At 48.4% G+C, this 16,746-nt stretch carries 14 protein-coding genes and 2 tRNA genes; 11 read left to right on the top strand and 5 right to left on the bottom strand.

What is annotated here, in order from left to right; all coding sequences use genetic code 11:
• The first annotated feature begins 15 nt into the window (after positions 1-15).
• Both B9A14_RS14020 and B9A14_RS14015 read left to right on the top strand, forming a co-directional pair.
• Positions 16-846: an alpha/beta fold hydrolase gene (locus tag B9A14_RS14020; protein WP_084666474.1), complete on the top strand. Its 831-nt coding sequence runs from the start codon at positions 16-18 to the stop codon at positions 844-846.
• 75 nt (positions 847-921) lie between these two features.
• A tRNA-Pro gene (locus B9A14_RS14015) sits at positions 922-999 on the top strand.
• A 145-nt stretch (positions 1,000-1,144) separates the two neighbouring features.
• Here the strand turns inward: B9A14_RS14015 and B9A14_RS14010 are convergent.
• Positions 1,145-1,570, bottom strand: a complete 426-nt coding sequence (locus B9A14_RS14010; RefSeq protein ID WP_084666473.1) for a ferritin-like domain-containing protein — start codon at positions 1,568-1,570, stop codon at positions 1,145-1,147.
• A gap of 132 nt (positions 1,571-1,702) precedes the next feature.
• Here B9A14_RS14010 and B9A14_RS14005 point away from each other — a divergent pair, with 132 nt between their 5' ends.
• The 5 genes from B9A14_RS14005 (at position 1,703) to pyk (ending at position 8,063) form a co-directional block, all read left to right on the top strand.
• Complete coding sequence (locus B9A14_RS14005) at positions 1,703-5,110, top strand: DNA polymerase III subunit alpha (protein ID WP_231967787.1); 3,408 nt, start codon at positions 1,703-1,705, stop codon at positions 5,108-5,110.
• 107 nt (positions 5,111-5,217) lie between these two features.
• Positions 5,218-5,448 (top strand): trp RNA-binding attenuation protein MtrB, encoded by a 231-nt coding sequence (mtrB, locus tag B9A14_RS14000; RefSeq protein ID WP_084666472.1) that lies wholly within the window; start codon positions 5,218-5,220, stop codon positions 5,446-5,448.
• 9 nt (positions 5,449-5,457) lie between these two features.
• Positions 5,458-5,661 (top strand): glutamate decarboxylase, encoded by a 204-nt coding sequence (locus B9A14_RS13995; RefSeq protein ID WP_084666471.1) that lies wholly within the window; start codon positions 5,458-5,460, stop codon positions 5,659-5,661.
• A gap of 16 nt (positions 5,662-5,677) precedes the next feature.
• On the top strand, positions 5,678-6,637 hold the full coding sequence (gene pfkA / locus B9A14_RS13990) for a 6-phosphofructokinase (protein WP_084666470.1): 960 nt from the start codon (positions 5,678-5,680) through the stop codon (positions 6,635-6,637).
• Positions 6,621-8,063, top strand: coding sequence for a pyruvate kinase (gene pyk / locus B9A14_RS13985; protein ID WP_084666469.1), 1,443 nt, complete (start codon positions 6,621-6,623; stop codon positions 8,061-8,063). The genes pfkA and pyk overlap by 17 nt, the downstream gene beginning before the upstream one ends.
• On the opposite strand, the gene B9A14_RS13980 is transcribed toward pyk, so the two are convergent.
• Complete coding sequence (locus B9A14_RS13980) at positions 8,029-8,799, bottom strand: septum site-determining protein MinC (protein WP_084666468.1); 771 nt, start codon at positions 8,797-8,799, stop codon at positions 8,029-8,031. The two genes, pyk and B9A14_RS13980, sit on opposite strands and share 35 nt — an antisense overlap.
• Before the next feature lie 49 nt (positions 8,800-8,848).
• Here B9A14_RS13980 and B9A14_RS13975 point away from each other — a divergent pair, with 49 nt between their 5' ends.
• Together B9A14_RS13975 and B9A14_RS13970 are read left to right on the top strand one after the other, a co-directional pair.
• Entirely contained in the window at positions 8,849-9,601 is a 753-nt protein-coding gene (locus tag B9A14_RS13975; protein WP_084666467.1) for an HAD family hydrolase, read from the top strand.
• Between the two features lie 36 nt (positions 9,602-9,637).
• A complete protein-coding gene (locus tag B9A14_RS13970) occupies positions 9,638-11,518 on the top strand; it encodes a polysaccharide deacetylase family protein (RefSeq protein WP_084666466.1) in 1,881 nt (626 codons plus the stop codon).
• A gap of 206 nt (positions 11,519-11,724) precedes the next feature.
• Here B9A14_RS13970 and B9A14_RS13965 read toward each other — a convergent pair whose 3' ends face one another.
• Both B9A14_RS13965 and B9A14_RS13960 read right to left on the bottom strand, forming a co-directional pair.
• Positions 11,725-12,492: a LytR/AlgR family response regulator transcription factor gene (locus tag B9A14_RS13965; protein WP_084666465.1), complete on the bottom strand. Its 768-nt coding sequence runs from the start codon at positions 12,490-12,492 to the stop codon at positions 11,725-11,727.
• Positions 12,489-14,198, bottom strand: coding sequence for a sensor histidine kinase (locus B9A14_RS13960; RefSeq protein WP_084666464.1), 1,710 nt, complete (start codon positions 14,196-14,198; stop codon positions 12,489-12,491). The genes B9A14_RS13965 and B9A14_RS13960 overlap by 4 nt, the downstream gene beginning before the upstream one ends.
• Positions 14,199-14,349: 151 nt before the next feature.
• On the opposite strand from B9A14_RS13960, the gene B9A14_RS13955 reads away from it, so the two are divergent.
• Together B9A14_RS13955 and B9A14_RS13950 are read left to right on the top strand one after the other, a co-directional pair.
• Positions 14,350-15,177: a mechanosensitive ion channel family protein gene (locus B9A14_RS13955; protein ID WP_157109971.1), complete on the top strand. Its 828-nt coding sequence runs from the start codon at positions 14,350-14,352 to the stop codon at positions 15,175-15,177.
• Positions 15,178-15,392: 215 nt separating this feature from the next.
• Positions 15,393-16,385 (top strand): copper amine oxidase N-terminal domain-containing protein, encoded by a 993-nt coding sequence (locus B9A14_RS13950; RefSeq protein ID WP_084666462.1) that lies wholly within the window; start codon positions 15,393-15,395, stop codon positions 16,383-16,385.
• Positions 16,386-16,625: 240 nt separating this feature from the next.
• Here B9A14_RS13950 and B9A14_RS13945 read toward each other — a convergent pair.
• Positions 16,626-16,714: transfer RNA gene (locus B9A14_RS13945), tRNA-Leu, on the bottom strand.
• Positions 16,715-16,746 lie beyond the last annotated feature (32 nt).

Raw genomic sequence — 16,746 nt, 5'->3', positions numbered from 1 at the left:
AGGAGGAAATGAAAGATGCCTAAACTGGAGATAAACGGTGTGGGTATTTACTATGAACTCGATGGTACTGGAGAGGAAACGATAGTATTTCTCAACGGGATAATGATGAGTACCGCCAGCTGGGCTGATTTTGTTGAGGTATATACCCGAAATGGATATAGAATGCTAAGAGTAGACTTCAGGGACCAAGGCCAATCGGACAAGTGCTTAGAGAAATATAATATTAACCAGCATGTAGAAGATATAAGAGGGCTCTTTGATCACTTGGGACTAGCCCGCGTGCATATGATGGGCATCTCCTACGGGGGACAGGTTGCTCTGCTCTTTGCCCTAAAATATGGGGCTAGACTAAAGAGCCTTATTCTGGCTAATACCACGGCCAGATTAACTAATTATTTAAAAGCTATTGGCCAGGCCTGGGACGAAGCTGCTCGTACAGGCGAGGGGGAAAAATTCTTTAAGCTAGCTATGCCCTATATATACTCGGACAGGTTCTATGAAACCCATTACGATTGGCTAAAAGAAAGGGAGAAGTTTTTTAGCCAGTTGCTGACTAAAGACTGGTTTGACGCTTACTTAAGATTATCTTCCAGCCATGGAGATTATAATATACTAGATCAGTTGGGGGAAATTGAAGTGCCTACCCTGGTGATAGGTGCGGACAAAGATATAGTTACTCCTTTGGAAGAAGTAAAGAAGATCCATGAAGCCATAAAGAACTCGCTTTTTATTGTCCTCCCGGAGGCTGGCCACGCCTCTTGTTATGAAAAGAAGGACGAATTTAATGCTGCCATACTAGGATTCTTAGCCTTACAAAAGAGTAAACAGAACGTTGTAGTTCCTTGACTACACTTCCAGGGAGGTTATATAATAAAAGCAAGAAAACAAGGAAGCAAGTCGGCTTAAAAAATTAATATATGTCGGGGTGTAGCTCAGTTTGGTTAGAGCGCATGGTTCGGGACCATGAGGCCGGGAGTTCGAGTCTCCCCACTCCGACCAGGTTAAAAGGACGCAAATCTGCGTCCTTAAATTTTGTGTGCGCCCTGGCTCAGTCAAAATTTGAAGGCTCAGGAAAAAATTTGAGGGCCAGGTTTTTATCCTGGCCTCTAAGCTTTTAACCCTTTAAACTTTTGACCTGCTTTTTCTACTTGCCGAAATACCTGTTGAGAAGACCTTCTAGTGCTTGAGCATGGCGGGCTTCATCTCGAGAAGATTCATCAAAGAAATCATGGGCTTGATCTATGTTGTTTTCTTTAGCTTTTACTGCCGACTCTCTTTTACCCCTGTTGGCGTGCTTTTCGCCGTCTAGCATTTTTTCGAGGTTTTCCTTGGTGGAAGCTGAAATTTTACCGTTCAATTCAGCAAAGTGGGCTGCATGCCAGGCTTCTTCCCAGGCTATTTTTTCCAGGACCTCAGCGATTTCCGGATAGCCTTCCCGCTGGGCCTGGCGGGCCATAGCTAGGTAAAGACCCACTTCTGTAGTTTCACCCCGGAAGTTAGCCTCTACTGCTTCCTCCAGTATAGTACCTTTAGTTACACCGAGTTGTACTTGGTTGATTAGGTCGGACATCAGGATGCCTCCTTTTTTAATAGTAATCATTACTATTTTGGTTTGCAGTTTTTATTATAAGCTGGTTACGATTACCCGTCAAGAGCTAAAGAAAAATTTTGTGGGGAGGAGTTTTATATTTTACGTAGAAATATGAACCCAGCTATGGGGTACAGGCCTTTTGTTCATCTACATGTCCATAGCGAATATAGCCTCCTGGATGGGGCTGGGCGCCTGGAAGAGTTAGTAGAGGCTGCGGTTAGCTTAGGTATGCCCGCTTTGGCTTTAACAGATCACGGAGTAATGTATGGGGTAGTAGATTTCTATAAGGCGGCCAAATCCCGGGGTCTTAAGCCCATCTTGGGGTGTGAGGTTTATGTGGCCCCCCGTAGCCGCTTTGACAAGGAACCCCACCGGGACGATTTCCAGTATCATTTAGTTTTACTGGCGGAGAACGAAACGGGATACCGGAATTTGGTGGCTTTAGTCTCTGCTGCTTATCTTGAAGGTTTTTATTATAAGCCACGGGTAGATAAGGAACTTTTGGCCCGGCACCGGGAAGGGCTTATAGCTTTAAGCAGTTGCCTGGCTGGAGAGATACCTACTCTCCTTCTTAACGGGCAGGAAGAGAAGGCGTATAAGACGGCTGCCTGGTACCGGGAGGTCTTTGGCCGGAGTGGCTTCTTTCTAGAGCTCCAGGATCAAGGGCTCCCGGGACAATCTAGGGTAAATGCTAAATTGGTAGATCTAGCCCGCGGGTTAGGGATAAGCCTTGTGGCTACCAACGATGCCCATTATGTTCGCCGAGACCAGGCACGCATTCAAGATGTTTTACTGTGCATACAGACTGGTAAAACTTTACAGGAAGAGCAACGGTTACGTTTTCTTACTCCTGAGTTTTATCTTAAGAGCCGGGAGGAAATGGAAGAGATCTTTGGCGAAATTCCGGAAGCCCTAGATAATACTTTGGAGATCGCTGAACGATGTTCCTTTGATTTTGAATTTGGCCGTCTACACTTACCAGAATATCGCGTACCATTAGGTGAAACTCCTTCTTCCTACCTCCGCCGTCTTTGTTATGCGGGGTTGGAAAGACGGTATTCGCCTCCCTCTAAGGAAGCTCGAGACCGCTTAGAACATGAACTTAATATTATTGAAAGAATGGGTTATCAAGGATACTTTTTGATAGTGTGGGATCTGGTGAACTTTGCGCGGCAGCAGGGGATCCCCGTAGGTCCCGGACGGGGGTCAGCGGCCGGAAGTTTAGTGGCTTATTGCCTGGGTATAACCAATATCGATCCGTTACGTTATAATCTCCTTTTTGAACGTTTCCTTAATCCTGAGCGAGTAAACATGCCAGATATTGATATAGATTTTTGTTTTGAACGCCGTGATGAGGTTATCGAGTACGTCCGGCAAAAGTACGGCGAGGACCATGTAGCCCAAATTATAACCTTTGGTACTATGGCTGCGCGGGCAGCCGTCCGCGATGTGGGGCGGGTCTTAGGCTGGCCTGTGGCCGAAGTGGATAGGATAGCTAAGTTAGTTCCCACCGAATTGGGCATTACCTTGGAGCGGGCCTTAGAAACATCCCCTGAGCTACGAGGGCTTTACCAGAGCAGTAGCCGGGTGCGGGAGCTTCTGGACACCGCCCGAGCCGTGGAAGGATTACCGCGCCATGCTTCTATTCATGCGGCCGGCCTTGTTATAACCCCTGAGCCGCTCATCCATTATATTCCTTTGCAAAAAACTGGTGATGCTATAACTACCCAGTTCCCGATGCAAACGGTGGAGGAATTAGGGCTTTTAAAGATGGACCTTTTGGGCTTGCGTACTTTGACAGTTATTGGCCATACTGTTGAAACTCTCCGCCAGCATGGGAAAGATGTGGAGATAGAGAACCTGCCCTTAGATGACCAGGCTACTTACGATTTATTATCTAGCGGGGAAAGTACGGGTATATTTCAGTTAGAAAGCTCCGGGATGCGCTCTTTGTTACGGAGCCTAAAGCCTGAACGTATGGAAGATATTATTGCGCTGGTCGCCCTTTACCGACCTGGCCCTTTGGGTAGCGGTATGGTAGAGGATTTTATCCAGAGGAAACATGGCTTCGTACCTGTTACTTATCCCCATCCCGATCTGGAGCCGATCTTAAAGGAAACTTATGGTGTCATCCTTTACCAAGAACAAGTGATGCAAATAGCCCACCTTATGGCTGGCTATACTTTAGGCCAGGCTGATGAACTGCGGAGGGCTATGGGAAAGAAAAAGCCCGAGGAGATGGCGCGCCATCGTGACCGGTTTATAGAAGGGGCTGTACAAAGGGGATATGACCCTAATCTTGCCGCCCAGATTTTTGATCTTATGGAGTATTTTGCTGGGTATGGTTTTAATAAATCCCATAGCGCCGCCTATGCTCTAGTAGCCTACCAGACAGCCTATCTTAAGGCTCATCACCCGGTAGAATTTATGGCTGCGCTTTTAAGCAGCGTAAGCCAGCATTTGGAGAAAGTAGCACCTTATTTAGAAGAATGTCGGCGGCTAGGCATTAAGGTGCTTCCGCCGGACATAAACGAGTCCGGCGTTGACTTTAGTGTAGGAGATGGTCATATCCGGTTTGGATTAGCCGCTGTAAAAAATGTAGGGCGAGCTGCAGTAGAGGCCATCCTTGCTGCCCGGGAAGCTGGTGGCCCTTTTACCTCCCTGGCCGATTTTTGCCGGCGGGTAGATTTACAGGTAGTAAACCGGCGGGTTTTGGAAAGCCTTATACGGTGCGGGGCCTTTGATTCTTTAGGCAGAGGGCGAAGACCACTCCTTCAGGCTTTGGATGCTTGCCTAGAGGCGGCTAGCCGTACCCAGAGTGACCGGAAGAGGGGACAGGTATCTTTGCTAGATATGGTAGGAGCATCTCTAGAAGATCCTCCCTTACCCCAGGTACCAGAATTTTCCCAGGAAGAAATCTTGGCCATGGAGAAAGAGCTCCTGGGGTTTTATTTAAGCGGCCATCCCTTGGAACCCTATATCACCAGCTTGCGCAAGCGTACTACCCATACTTTGGCTGAACTTGAGGAGCTGGCTGACGGGACTCCTGTAGTAGTGGGAGGCGTCTTGGTTGGTTTGCGTAAAGTGATCACCCGCCGAGGAGAGCCTATGGCTTATTTATTGCTTGAAGACTTTGGAGGGCAGGTAGAAGTCCTTGTGTTTCCCCGGGTGTATGAGCGCTGCCGGGACTGGCTGTTTAAGGATCAGATTTTCTTAGTGGAGGGGCGCATCGACCGGGAGGAGGAAGAAGTAAAGGTATTGGCTGACCATGTAGAGAAGGTAGCTAAAGATGAACTACCGCGTTTATACTTGAAGGTGGAGGAAGAAAACGGGGTCCTAGAGGTACAAAGGGTTCTGGCAGCTTATCCTGGACCTCACCCTGTATACTTTTATTTCCCCCGGACTAGGCGCTGTCTTTTAGCTAACCGCAAATATTGGGTTACTTTGGCCCCTCCTCTGCTAAAAAAGCTAGTTGATATTTTAGGGCAGGATAGGGTAAAAGTAATACCGGAAAAATAGCAAGAAAAAGAAGGGTGGAAGCAGGAATATGGAGAAGTGGGTGGAATAAAGGTTTTAATGGATAATAGAACGAGAAAAAAGGTTTAAAGTTAGGGGGGAGAGGGCGCATGGAAAATTCTTCGGTAGTAAGCGGGGACTATATTGTAGTAAAAGCCCTGGAAAATGGAGTAACCATTAGCGGTCTTACCCGCGGGAAGGATACCAAATTTCACCATTCAGAAAAGCTAGATAAAGGTGAGATAATGGTAGCCCAGTTTACCGAACATACCGCGGCTATGAAGATCCGCGGTAGAGCAGTTGTGCTCACTAAGTTCGGTAGCCTGGAAGCGGGGGAGTGAGCGGGGGATATGTGGACAGTTATTTATATTGCTTCTAGCGAGAAGACAGCTACACGCTTAAAAGAGATTTTAACTCGGGAAGGCCTTTTGGTCAAGCTTAGGCCAGTGGGTACTTCCCAAGGAGAAAATTTAGGGGGTTATGAGATTTTAGTTCCTGAATCCGAAGCAGAAGAAGCCCATGAAATTTTAAGTTCAGCTTTGTCGCGGAAGTAAAAAGGAGTGGAGATGAGTGAAAACTATTGGAGTACTAACTAGCGGGGGAGATGCCCCTGGAATGAATGCGGCTATACGGGCCGTGGTACGCAAGGCTCAAAAGCTAGGTGCAGAGGTGATAGGTGTTGCCCGAGGCTATGCTGGATTGATCCAGGGTGACTTTCGGAGGTTAACTTCATCTACAGTAGCAGATACCATCCACCGCGGAGGCACTATACTTCTTACGGCCCGCTCGGAGGAGTTCCTCACCGAGGCGGGCCGTGCCCGGGCTTTGGAGAATGCCCGGCGGGAAGGGATGGAAGGTCTTATAGTTATAGGTGGGGATGGATCTTTCCGGGGGGCTCTCCACCTGCACAAGAAGGGGTTCCCAGTTATCGGGGTACCCGCTACTATTGATAACGACATTCCTGGCACTGACTACGCTATAGGCTTTGATACGGCCCTCAATACAGCTGTGGAAGCTATCAATAAAATCCGAGATACCGCTACCTCTCATGAGCGGATTTTTATTATAGAAGTTATGGGCCGTGGATCTGGCCAGCTGGCCCTAGCTGCTGGGTTGGCAGGCGGAGCAGAATCTATACTTATACCCGAGCGGCCTATCGATTATGATGAAATTGTAAACCGGTTGGAAAAGGGGCGAAAACGCGGAAAACTGCATAGCATCATTGTGGTAGCCGAAGGTGTGGGTAGCGCTTTAGAAGTAAGTAAAGAGATAGCGCGGAGGACTGCCCTGGAAAGCCGGGTTACCATCTTAGGGCATATACAGCGGGGCGGGAATCCTACCGCCTTTGATCGTATTTTAGCTAGCCGTTTAGGAGCGAGGGCTGTGGAACTTTTGGTGTCAGGCATAAGCGGGAAAATGGTAGGCATCCGGGAAAACCGCATTGTGGATGTAGATCTGGAAGAGGTGCTTGCGGGCAAAAAAGATATTGACCAGGAGGTTTATGAATTAGCCAATGACCTCGCCTTGTAGATACCGCCGTACCAAAATAGTATGCACTTTGGGACCGGCCAGCGAGAAGGTAGAGGTTTTAACTCAAATGATCAGGGCCGGGATGAATGTAGCTCGTTTTAACTTTTCCCACGGGACTTGGGCTGAGCACGGAGCCCGGATGAGAGCTGTAAAACAGGCTGCCGCTCAGGTAGGAGCCAGGGTGGCCCTGCTCCTAGATACTAAAGGCCCTGAGATCCGCTTAAGTAAGGTCAGACCCGGTGTAGTCTTAAAGGATGGTCAAGAAGTTATCCTTACTACTGAAAATATAGAAGGGGATGAGAAGCGCCTCCCCGTAACCTTCCCTGATTTACCCAGGGATGTACAACCGGGCCAGTTGATCCTCCTCGACGATGGGCTCGTAGAGCTAGAAGTTTTGGCTACAGGCACCAAGGAGATTAAGTGTATAGTCAAGCACGGAGGAGAGATTTCCAGCCATAAAGGGGTTAATATACCAGGAGCAGTATTAAATCTTCCTGCCTTGACGGAGAAGGACATAGCCGATATAGAATTTGGCCTTAGCCAGGGGGTAGATTTCATTGCCCTTTCCTTCGTTCGTACTGCCAAAGACGTCCTAGAAGTAAAGCGCCTCCTTAAGGAGCATAAAGCTCAGGTTGGCGTTATAGCCAAGATTGAAAGCAGCATTGGCGTGGAAAATATAGATGAAATCCTGGAGGTAGCTGACGGGATTATGGTGGCCAGGGGTGACTTGGGGGTAGAAATCCCGGTGGAAGAGGTCCCCCTGGTCCAGAAGATGATTATAAAGAAGTGCAACCAGGCCGGAAAACCGGTCATCACCGCTACGCAGATGTTAGAATCTATGGTACGTAACCCCCGCCCGACCAGGGCTGAAGTTACAGATGTAGCCAACGCTATCCTAGACGGCACAGACGCTATTATGCTTTCCGCGGAAACAGCCATAGGCCGCTATCCAGTGGAAGCGGTGGCTACCATGGCGCGTATAGCCCGCCGTGCTGAGGAGAGTTTACCTTATGAAGAAATTTTAAAGCGAAAAGGGCTGGCGGACGAGCGGACAGCCACCGATGCCATAAGTCATGCCAGTTGTACCATTGCCCTGGAGCTAGGAGCTAAGGCCATCATAACCCCCACTGCTTCTGGAGCCACTGCCCGCCGTGTGGCTAAGTATCGACCCCCGGCCCCCATTTTAGCTACTAGTCCCAATGAAAAGGTTTTAAACCAACTGTGTTTGGTTTGGGGAGTGGAACCCCTACTAGTAGAGAGGACCGAAGGAACAGATGAAATGGTAAGCGCGGCGGTCAACGCGGCTATACGTTCCGGCCAGGTACGGGAAGGGGACCTAGTGGTTATTACTGCTGGGGTACCTGCTAACGTACCAGGGACTACCAACTTACTTAAGGTACATATTGTGGGTGAGGCGTGGGAGTAAGACGGGGACGCTTGCTTCTTTGGACTGGCTCGAAGGAAGACCACCCTTTAGCCTCCATAGATGCGCCCCGTTGGTAGGGTTCCACCAGGATGCGGCCCGAAGATAGGCGGGCTATTTCAGGATATGGCCTCACATCCTCCGACCGCGGGGGAATAGCTACTGTATGAGCTATACGGAGCTGAGAGGGCTGCATCACTAGGGCCAAGATCACTGCCCTTACATCTCCTTGGTATCCTGCATGGGCTATTCCGTTTAGCTGTCCTAATACAAAAATACTGCCTGACGCCCGTACAGTGGCGCCTTGGTGGACATGGCCGAGCAGGACCAGATTGCCCTCCACTGTAAGTTCCTGGCCGGACCGAAGGGTTAGTTCTTTGAGGACCGTGGGAGGTTCTGGCGGAAGATTCGGTCGAAAGGCAAAGCTAGCCTCCTGAGCAGGTACTAGCCCATAATACCGACAGAGCTCTTCCAGTTCAGCAGTCTGCCTGGATGTCAAGGGGCAGGAAGGAGAGAGGATGAACCGGGCACCTTGGAAGAAACCCCGTGCTCCTTCCAACTTAGCCTTTAAGGCTTCCTTGACCTCCCCCAAATCAGTTTGCCCTTTGAATTGGATGACCAAGCCTTGACGGGTGCCTTTAATAGTCACAACTTCTTGAGGCATAGCCATACTCCTTATCGTCAAAATTTGCCATGATAATATAGTTTTCGCCCTGATCTCCCTAATTTCCTTCTTCATTTAAAAAGAACATAGCTACCGTCGACTGATGTAGAAAGAGGTAATCATAATGATTCCACTAAAATTTGGCTCCCAAATTGTGTATTGTAGAGGCATAATTTTTGATAAAGATGGGACCCTCTTAGATTCTTTTGTTATCTGGCCCCGCCTGATCCGAGAACGTGTGAAATATCTAGAAGAGTATTTCCCCTTGAGAGCGGAGACTAAAAAGATTATCTTAAAAGCCATGGGGCTCCAAGAAAATAATACTGTGTCCCGTAGGAGCCCCATAGTAGTAGGGACCCGGCGGCAAACGGCTGCAGCGGTGGCTACTATCCTCTTTTTACACCTTGGAGTACCTTGGGACGAAGGTTTAGCCAAAACCTTAGAAGCTTTTTCAGCCTGCGATGAAAAATCTGGATTAGAGTGGCAGGCTGTCCCGGTCCCTGGAGTTAAGGAAACCTTGGAGAAACTATATACTGCTGGTTGTAAGCTAGCCGTGGCTACTAACGATGACTTGGAGCGGACTAAAGCTTTGATGGCCTTGAGTGGTCTTAAGCCTTATATTTCTGCTTATGCCTGCCGGGATGAGGTTAGTGAAAGCAAACCAGCTCCGGAAATGGTTTTTTTAGCCAGCAAACGTTTGGGGTTACTTCCCTCGGAATGCGCTGTGGTAGGAGATTCCCTTCTAGATATTGAGATGGGTAAAAGGGCAGGAGTGAAGGTAGCGGTAGGGGTTACCACTGGGGCCTGCCTAGCTACTGAGATGGAAGGCCAAGCTGATATTATCCTGCCCAGTGTAGCAGCTATAGTTCCTCTATAGGAGGCCAGGGAAAAATTAGGTACTAGGCGTTAAATAATGGAGGAGCTGGCAAATTTAAAAATGGTGGGGCAAACAATAATGGTCATAATAGGTAAAAGGCTACTCCAGATAACCGTACTTTTAACCTTGCTTCTAATAGGGGTGGGCCTGAGCTTAAGGCCGGGAGTAGAACCCTCTACCCAGACCTGGGTGGAACAGGTGGGCCTGGTTATGGGGGAGGCCTCCCTTATAGGGCAGGAAGGAGAGAAAATTCTTAAAGCTTATGAGCAAGTTCTCCGGGAGGAAGGGTTCCCTTTCAGACGGGTAACTTGGATAGAATTAGCCTCGCTGGCACCTCTTCAGAGGAGCCGCCAATATCAGGCTCTAATTTTACCAGAAAAAATTAACGCGGTGCTTCCCCCGGGTACTAAAGATCTTTTGCGTGAGTTTGTGGAGGCGGGGGGTAAAGTGCTTTTGGTTTTCGATCCTGGGAGTCGTTCTCCGGAAGGAAATACCCTGTCTGTTCCGCTTCTTGCGGACATGGCGGGAGTAGTCTACTCCCCGCCTTATTATGAAGGTTACTGGCGTTTTCCTTCACCAGAGGTAGCCTGGGAATGGGGGATAACTCCGGGAAAGCTGGATAAAGAGAATGTCATCACGGGGTATGGGTACGGCCGGTTAAAGTTTACCCATGCCCGTACCCGCCTTCTGGATGCAGACGAAATAGCTTTCGACTTTCCTCCCGAGGGCCGGGTGGCTGTTCTTACCCAGAAATTTTATTCTTCTGGGGGTGTAGTGGTTTTTGCTAATCTCAAGTTGGGTTTTCATAAGCTTATGTCCGATGACCTTACCCTCCGCTCTGTTTTGAGGACCTTTCTTATTAGGTTTGCTCATCTTCCCCGCCTTGTTAATACCCCTTCCGGGAAGGGTGGAATTGTATTAAATTTCCATCTGGACAGCAACGCCCATTTACGCCCCTTAAGGGCCATGTTACATAGAAAAATCTTTCGACCAGACCTTGCTTACTCTATCCATATTACGGCGGGTCCTGATACTTATCGGCCTGGTGATGGTCTGGGCTTCGATGCGGCTTCCCCAATGAAAGGCCGGCCGTGGGTTAAGATGCTTACCTCCTATGGAGCCATTGGGGCCCACGGAGGCTGGATCCACAATTACTTCGCCGCTAACCTGGAGAAGATGCCCCGGGAGGAGGCCTTCCGCTACCTTGAGCTAAATTTTTCTACTTTAGAAGAGATAACAGGAGAAAAGGTAGTAGAGTACAGCGCACCAGCTGGGAACCACCCACCTTTTGTAAATAAATGGTTAGAGCGTAAAGGTGCTCTGGCCTATTATAGCCCAGGGGATACAGGTTCCAGCCCTACCCGGAGCTTTTTCCGGGGAGAGCCAGTAAGCGGAAAGCTTTGGGCGTTTCCTGTAACCCCCTTTAGGGAATATGCTGCGTTGGAAGAACTTATAGCTGCCAAGGTTCCCCTAGAAGAGACTAAAAAGTGGCTAAAGGATTTGCTAGAGTTTATAGAAAAAGAACATGTGATCCGGCTTATTTATACCCATGCTAACAGGAATGAATATGCCCTGGAGGCCCTTGCCTATTTTGCCCAGCGAGCGAGCCTGGACCAAGAAGGCGGGAAGCTTTTGGTGTGGCCTATGAGCCGTTTTGCCGAGTTTCTTAACCGGTACGAAGGGACTAAATTTTCCTTCCATCGTGGCCCGGGTGGCTGGGCTATAGATCTCGAGAATGCCCAAGGGCTTAAAGATTTAACGGTGGCAGTATATGTGGAGGAGCCCTCTTCTTACCGGGTCATAGGTTCTGGTGTCGATACCCGTGTAGAAGATAACTGGATGTATATTACAGTAACGGAGGATAGTACTAAGACCAGAATACTCCTACGTAAGAAAAGATGGCCCCCCTTACAGTGACCGGGTCAAATTAAGATGCATAAAATGCTACCAGGAAAAGCCAATAAGGGGGGACTAAGATGGCTGGCTTGGGTTTTAGCCGCCGGGCAGCTTTCATTTTGTTCCTAGTCCTAGTGCTGCTCTTCTTCGGTGACGAATAAATAAGTTTAGTTAAGGTATCTACTACAAAAAGAGGCCGCATCGAAATCGGCCTCTTTTTGTTGGGTTTAAAACCCTAGAGTTTCCCTTAATTCTTTCAGGTACGTACGGCCAACAGGGACCTCTGTACGGTAGTTATCCCGCATGAGTAGCCGGTAAGAACCGTGAAAGTATGGTGCCACTTCAGATACAAAATCGATGTTTACTAGAAAACTGCGGTGGACCCGGCGGAAACGCTGAGGATCTAGCCTGTTTTGTAATTCCTGCAGAGTCCCGGGGAATTTTAACCTATCGCCGGAAACCCTTTGTAACCAAACCTGATGCCCTTGTGCTTCCGCATAAATTATTTCCTCAGGGGAAATAACCAGTAGTCGTTCGCCCTTCCAAGCCACCAGCCTATTGGGCCGTTGTTGTAGGACTAACTGCTGGACCAGCTTTTCTAAAGATGAATATTTTTCTTCTTTTTCTTTAAGATTCCAGCGCTCCACGATCCGATCCAGTGTAGCTGCTACCCTTTCTTCAGTGAAGGGCTTAAGGAGGTAGTCTATAGCATTTAGTTCAAAGGCCTGTACAGCATAAGAGTCGTAGGCTGTGGCAAAAATAATCCAGGGTGGGTTAGGTTTTTTAAGGAGCAAGCGAGCTACTTCTACACCATCCAAGTCCCATAGCTGAATATCTAGGAAAATCACGTCGGGTTTCACCATTTCATACATTTCTAGAACTTCTACGCCGCCTCCGGCCTCACCACAAATAACGAAATCTTTATGTTGAGTTATTAAAAAACGTAATTCTTCCCTGGCCGGTGGCTCATCATCTACGAGCAAGGCCCTAATCAACTGGCTATCACCTCCTTTAGACTCTCTTGTGATAATTTAGGTAGAGAAAACTCCACTATAGTCCCACCGTTTGGTTTTAAATATATTTTCAAACCAGAGACCGGGCCGTATAGCAACCGCAGGCGATCATGGACATTGCGCAGACCAAGGTTATTATTGGTAGGATTATTTTCCTCCAAGAGCCGGGTAGCCTTGGCTAGATTTATCCCCACGCCGTCGTCTTCCACCCTTACTACTGCTTTATCTCCTACTTCTTTTGCAGTGATGGTAACCTTACCTCCTTCTTTCTTAGGGAGAATACCATGTTTAACGGCATTCTCTACCAAGGGTTGGAGGGTCAAGGCCGGAAGTAGGTATCTTCCGGCTGCGGGTTCTACATCAATTTCCACCTCCAGCCGAGGGCCGAACCGGGCTTTCTCAATAGCCAAGTAAGAACGCACATGTTCTATCTCAGTGGCCAGGGTTACAGTCTGTTCCGGGTGCTGGAGGTTCCGCCGGAAGAAATCTCCTAAATAGCCCAATAGACGCCGGGCGTTATCCGGTTCAGTTCGGCAAACAGCCATAATAGTGTTGAGAGCATTAAACAAGAAGTGAGGATTGATCTGGGCCTGCAAAGCTCGAATTTCGGCCCGTGTCAATAACTTTTCCTGACGGTCCAGTTCAGCTAGCTCCAGCTGGGTAGAAAAGAGATGACCTAAACCAGCAGCAAGCTCTAGGTCCAAAGGGCCTATAGCATTGCAACGGGTATGGTATAATTTAAGCGTGCCTATAACCCTCCCCCGGCTCTGTAGCGGTACCACTACTGCTGCTTTGAGGGGACAACCCGGGTAATGGCACCCGATTTCTTGAGGCGTTTGGGCTATTCTAATTTGTCCGGTGGCTAGGGCTTCTCGTGTCGCTGCTGTGAGGGCTTTTTGGCCTGGCCGGTGGTGGTCGTAACCAGCTCCCAAATGGGCTAGGATCTCTTCCCCTGCGGTTATGGCTACTGCCTCTACTTCTGTAGCTTCTAAAATTATGGCGGCTGTCTCCTGGGCCGATACTTCATTTAGGCCCTGGCGTAAAAATGGTAAGGTTCTGTCAGCGATCTTCAAAGCCTTTTGGGCCTGGATAGCCCCGGCTATCTCTTGCTCATGTAGGACATTTTGGATAATTACTACGGCTAAGGCGATACCTGTAGCGTTCACCAGAATCATGGGAAGCCCAATGATTTTCACCAGGCTCCAGGCAGCATCTAAAGGCCTGGAGAGGGCAAGGATGATTAACATCTGCAAAACTTCGGCGCTAAACCCGGTGAGGAAGGCTACTTGCCAGGGTAATTTCTTTTGACGGTATCGCAAGGAGACCAGCCCACCCAGGAAGCCTTCTACCGTGGTAGAAAGGCCACAGGAGAAGGCTGTAAATCCTCCTAGAAAATAACGGTGAGCTCCAGCGATGAAACCCGCTGCTAAGCCCACGGCTGGTCCACCGAAAAGCCCTCCCACCAAGGGGGCGATAACCCGCGAGTTGGCCAGCGCTCCCTGGATAGGGATACCAGTATAGCTACCTAGAATTCCTAAAAGGCCAAAGATAAGTATGAGAAGAATCTTTTGTTTAAGGTTTGCCTTATCCTGTAAGAGCCGACGAAAGCTTTGAGAGCGGGTAAGGACAAAGGCCAAGGTAATTACTACACTCATGCGTTCTATCAGGGCTGGGAAAAGTTCAAGCATGTCTGGCTTCACCTGCGCTAAAACTTTAACCTGTTTTAATTTTAGCCTAATGCCTGGGCGGGTACAAGAGACTTACAAACCCTGGCTAACCTCAGGCGGTTTTACCCGAGGGCCTGTTTGTGGAGACTACAAAATGGAGGGGAATTTTTATATGAACTGGCCAATTTTCCACTGGGAAACCATCCAGGTAAAGGTTTTTTTTCTTATACCTCGTTTGGTACTGATAACGGCTATCATAATAGCAGTATTAGTCGCCCGGAGGCTTATATTTCGGCTTATCCACAGGTTTTTTAACCTAGCCAAGATAGAAGCGCATAAAAAGAAGACATTAGAATCCCTTTTTCTCTCGGCTGCCAGGTACACCCTTTATGCTGTAGCTGCCCTTATCATTTTGCCCCTTTTAGGGGTGAACGTAACAGCTATAGTGGCCAGTGCAAGCTTGGTCGGTTTGGCAGTAGGTCTTGGTGCCCAGAGTTTAATCAAGGATATAATCACAGGGTTCTTTATAATTTTTGAAGACCAGTTACGAGTGGGAGATGTAGTTCAGATAAATGAGAAGGTCACGGGTACTGTGGAAGAACTGGGCTTGCGTATGACTACTTTACGAGAATGGTCAGGTACCAAGTTTTATATAGCCAACAGCGAGATCAAAACGGTCCGTAATTATAACCGGGAGGAATTGAGGGCCATAGTAAACATCATTTTTCCCTTTGACGAGGACCCTTACCGCGTGCGAGAAACCTTAGAAGAGGTCTGCAGGCAGGTAGAAAGAGAGTACCATGATGATTTTCTCCCAGGTCCAGAAGGGCTTGCCGAACCCCCTCAGGTATATGGGGTTACCGATATCGACAAATCAGGCCGGGGTATCCAGTTTACGGTGACTGCTAAAACCCGACCGGCTTCCCTTTGGAAAATAGAAAGAGTTTTACGAGAAAGAATCTGGCAGGCCTGCCAGGAAAAAGGGATTAGAATTTCTTGAAGGCTAGTTTGGGAAGGTTATGAGCTGATGAATAAAAGAGGAGCGAAAGCGGAGGAAAAATGGAGAGAATGCGGAAAGGTGAGGGTTAAGTACATTAAGTACATTTTAAACTTGATATTGTCACGAAGGAAATTTGGTTGCTACCCCCCAAAAAGAGAGGGGAATAACCGAATAAATTAATAGAAAACAAAACAAAAACAGATGGGGGGAAGTTTATGCGGAAGGGGAAAAAAATTTGGGCATGGCTAATAGCATGGGTGTTGGTGTTCTCTTTACTTGTGCCCGCCTGGGCTTCAACTACTTCTGGTACCTTGGAGGGCTCTACTCAAGGGGGAGTTAGTACAAGCACCGACCCGTCCTTAACTCAAGAGCAGTACCAGTATCAAGAACAGGAGCAAGAACAAGAAAAGGAGCAGGAAAGGGAGCGTGAGCGAGAGAGGGAAAGAGAAAGGGAGAGAAAAAGGAAGCATGTTGACGAGAGTGTAGTGGAAGAAGTTTATAAAGGTATAAAGAAGGCGTTAGAGCACGTTAAAAACCCTGTAGCCCGGGCTGCCCTACAGGCTATCCTGGAAGGGAAGAGCGTAGCCGAGGCGGTCTATGAGGCTAAAGCACTGTTAGAAGAATGGAAGGATGAAAAGAAAGCTGAAGCGGGTGAGGTAGCAGAGAAATTAGAGGCTGCTTTGCAAATCGATACTTCCCTGGATGAACTTACCAAGGCTAAGCTGGCCAAGGAAGTGGGTAAGATACTCCGTAAGGCTGGCAAAGCCGAGAAGGCCCGTGAACTTTTAGAAGATATTTTAGATAAAATAGCTGATGATGATGAGGCTTATCAAGAGTTAGATAAAACTTATGCCGCTATAGGAGACTTGGCAGTAAAAGTATTTTTCCGGGGTAAACCTCTACGCTTTGATGTAGCCCCGAGGATACAGCACGACCGCGTACTGGTCCCCATCCGGGCCTTGGCCGAAAGCTTAGGAGCCAATGTTTCTTATGATAATGGCATAGTGATCATTAAGAACCGGGGAGTAACTATAATACTTAAAATAGGTAGCCCTGAGGCCCAGGTGGATGGCCGGGTGATAACCCTGGATGTACCGGCCCAAGTAGTGGATGGCCGCACCCTAGTACCCTTGCGGTTTGTAAGTGAGAACTTAAACGCTAAAGTAAAATATTATGGCGAAAGCAATCTGGTGTCAGTTACCGATTAGGGTGAATAGTTGACTAAACTTAAAATAGAAAGAGGCTCCGCTTATAGGCAGTGGAGCCTCTTTTGTATATACCTCGAATCTTCCTTACCCAAAAAGCTCGTGGCCTGTGAAGCATCAATGAAAATGTCAGGTAAAACTCATCTGTGATTCTGTCAGATTCTGCCCGTGAAAATAGCCCCCTTTCAGTGACACCGGATTTCTTTTAGGGGGCTAATCCGCTGAAACCCTTGATTTTCCTACTGGTGCCGAAGGCGGGAGTCGAACCCGCACGGGGTGTGAGCCCCACCGGATTTTGAGTCCGGCGCGTCTGCCAGTTCCACCACTTCGGCACGTCCCTGCTAGATGATATTCTAGCATAAGA

It is taken from the genome of Thermanaeromonas toyohensis ToBE, from assembly GCF_900176005.1.
GTDB classification, from domain to species: domain Bacteria; phylum Bacillota; class DSM-521; order Neomoorellales; family Neomoorellaceae; genus Thermanaeromonas; species Thermanaeromonas toyohensis.
Note: the sequence above shows the minus strand (reverse complement) of the source record. Positions and strands in the feature narration are given on the sequence as shown.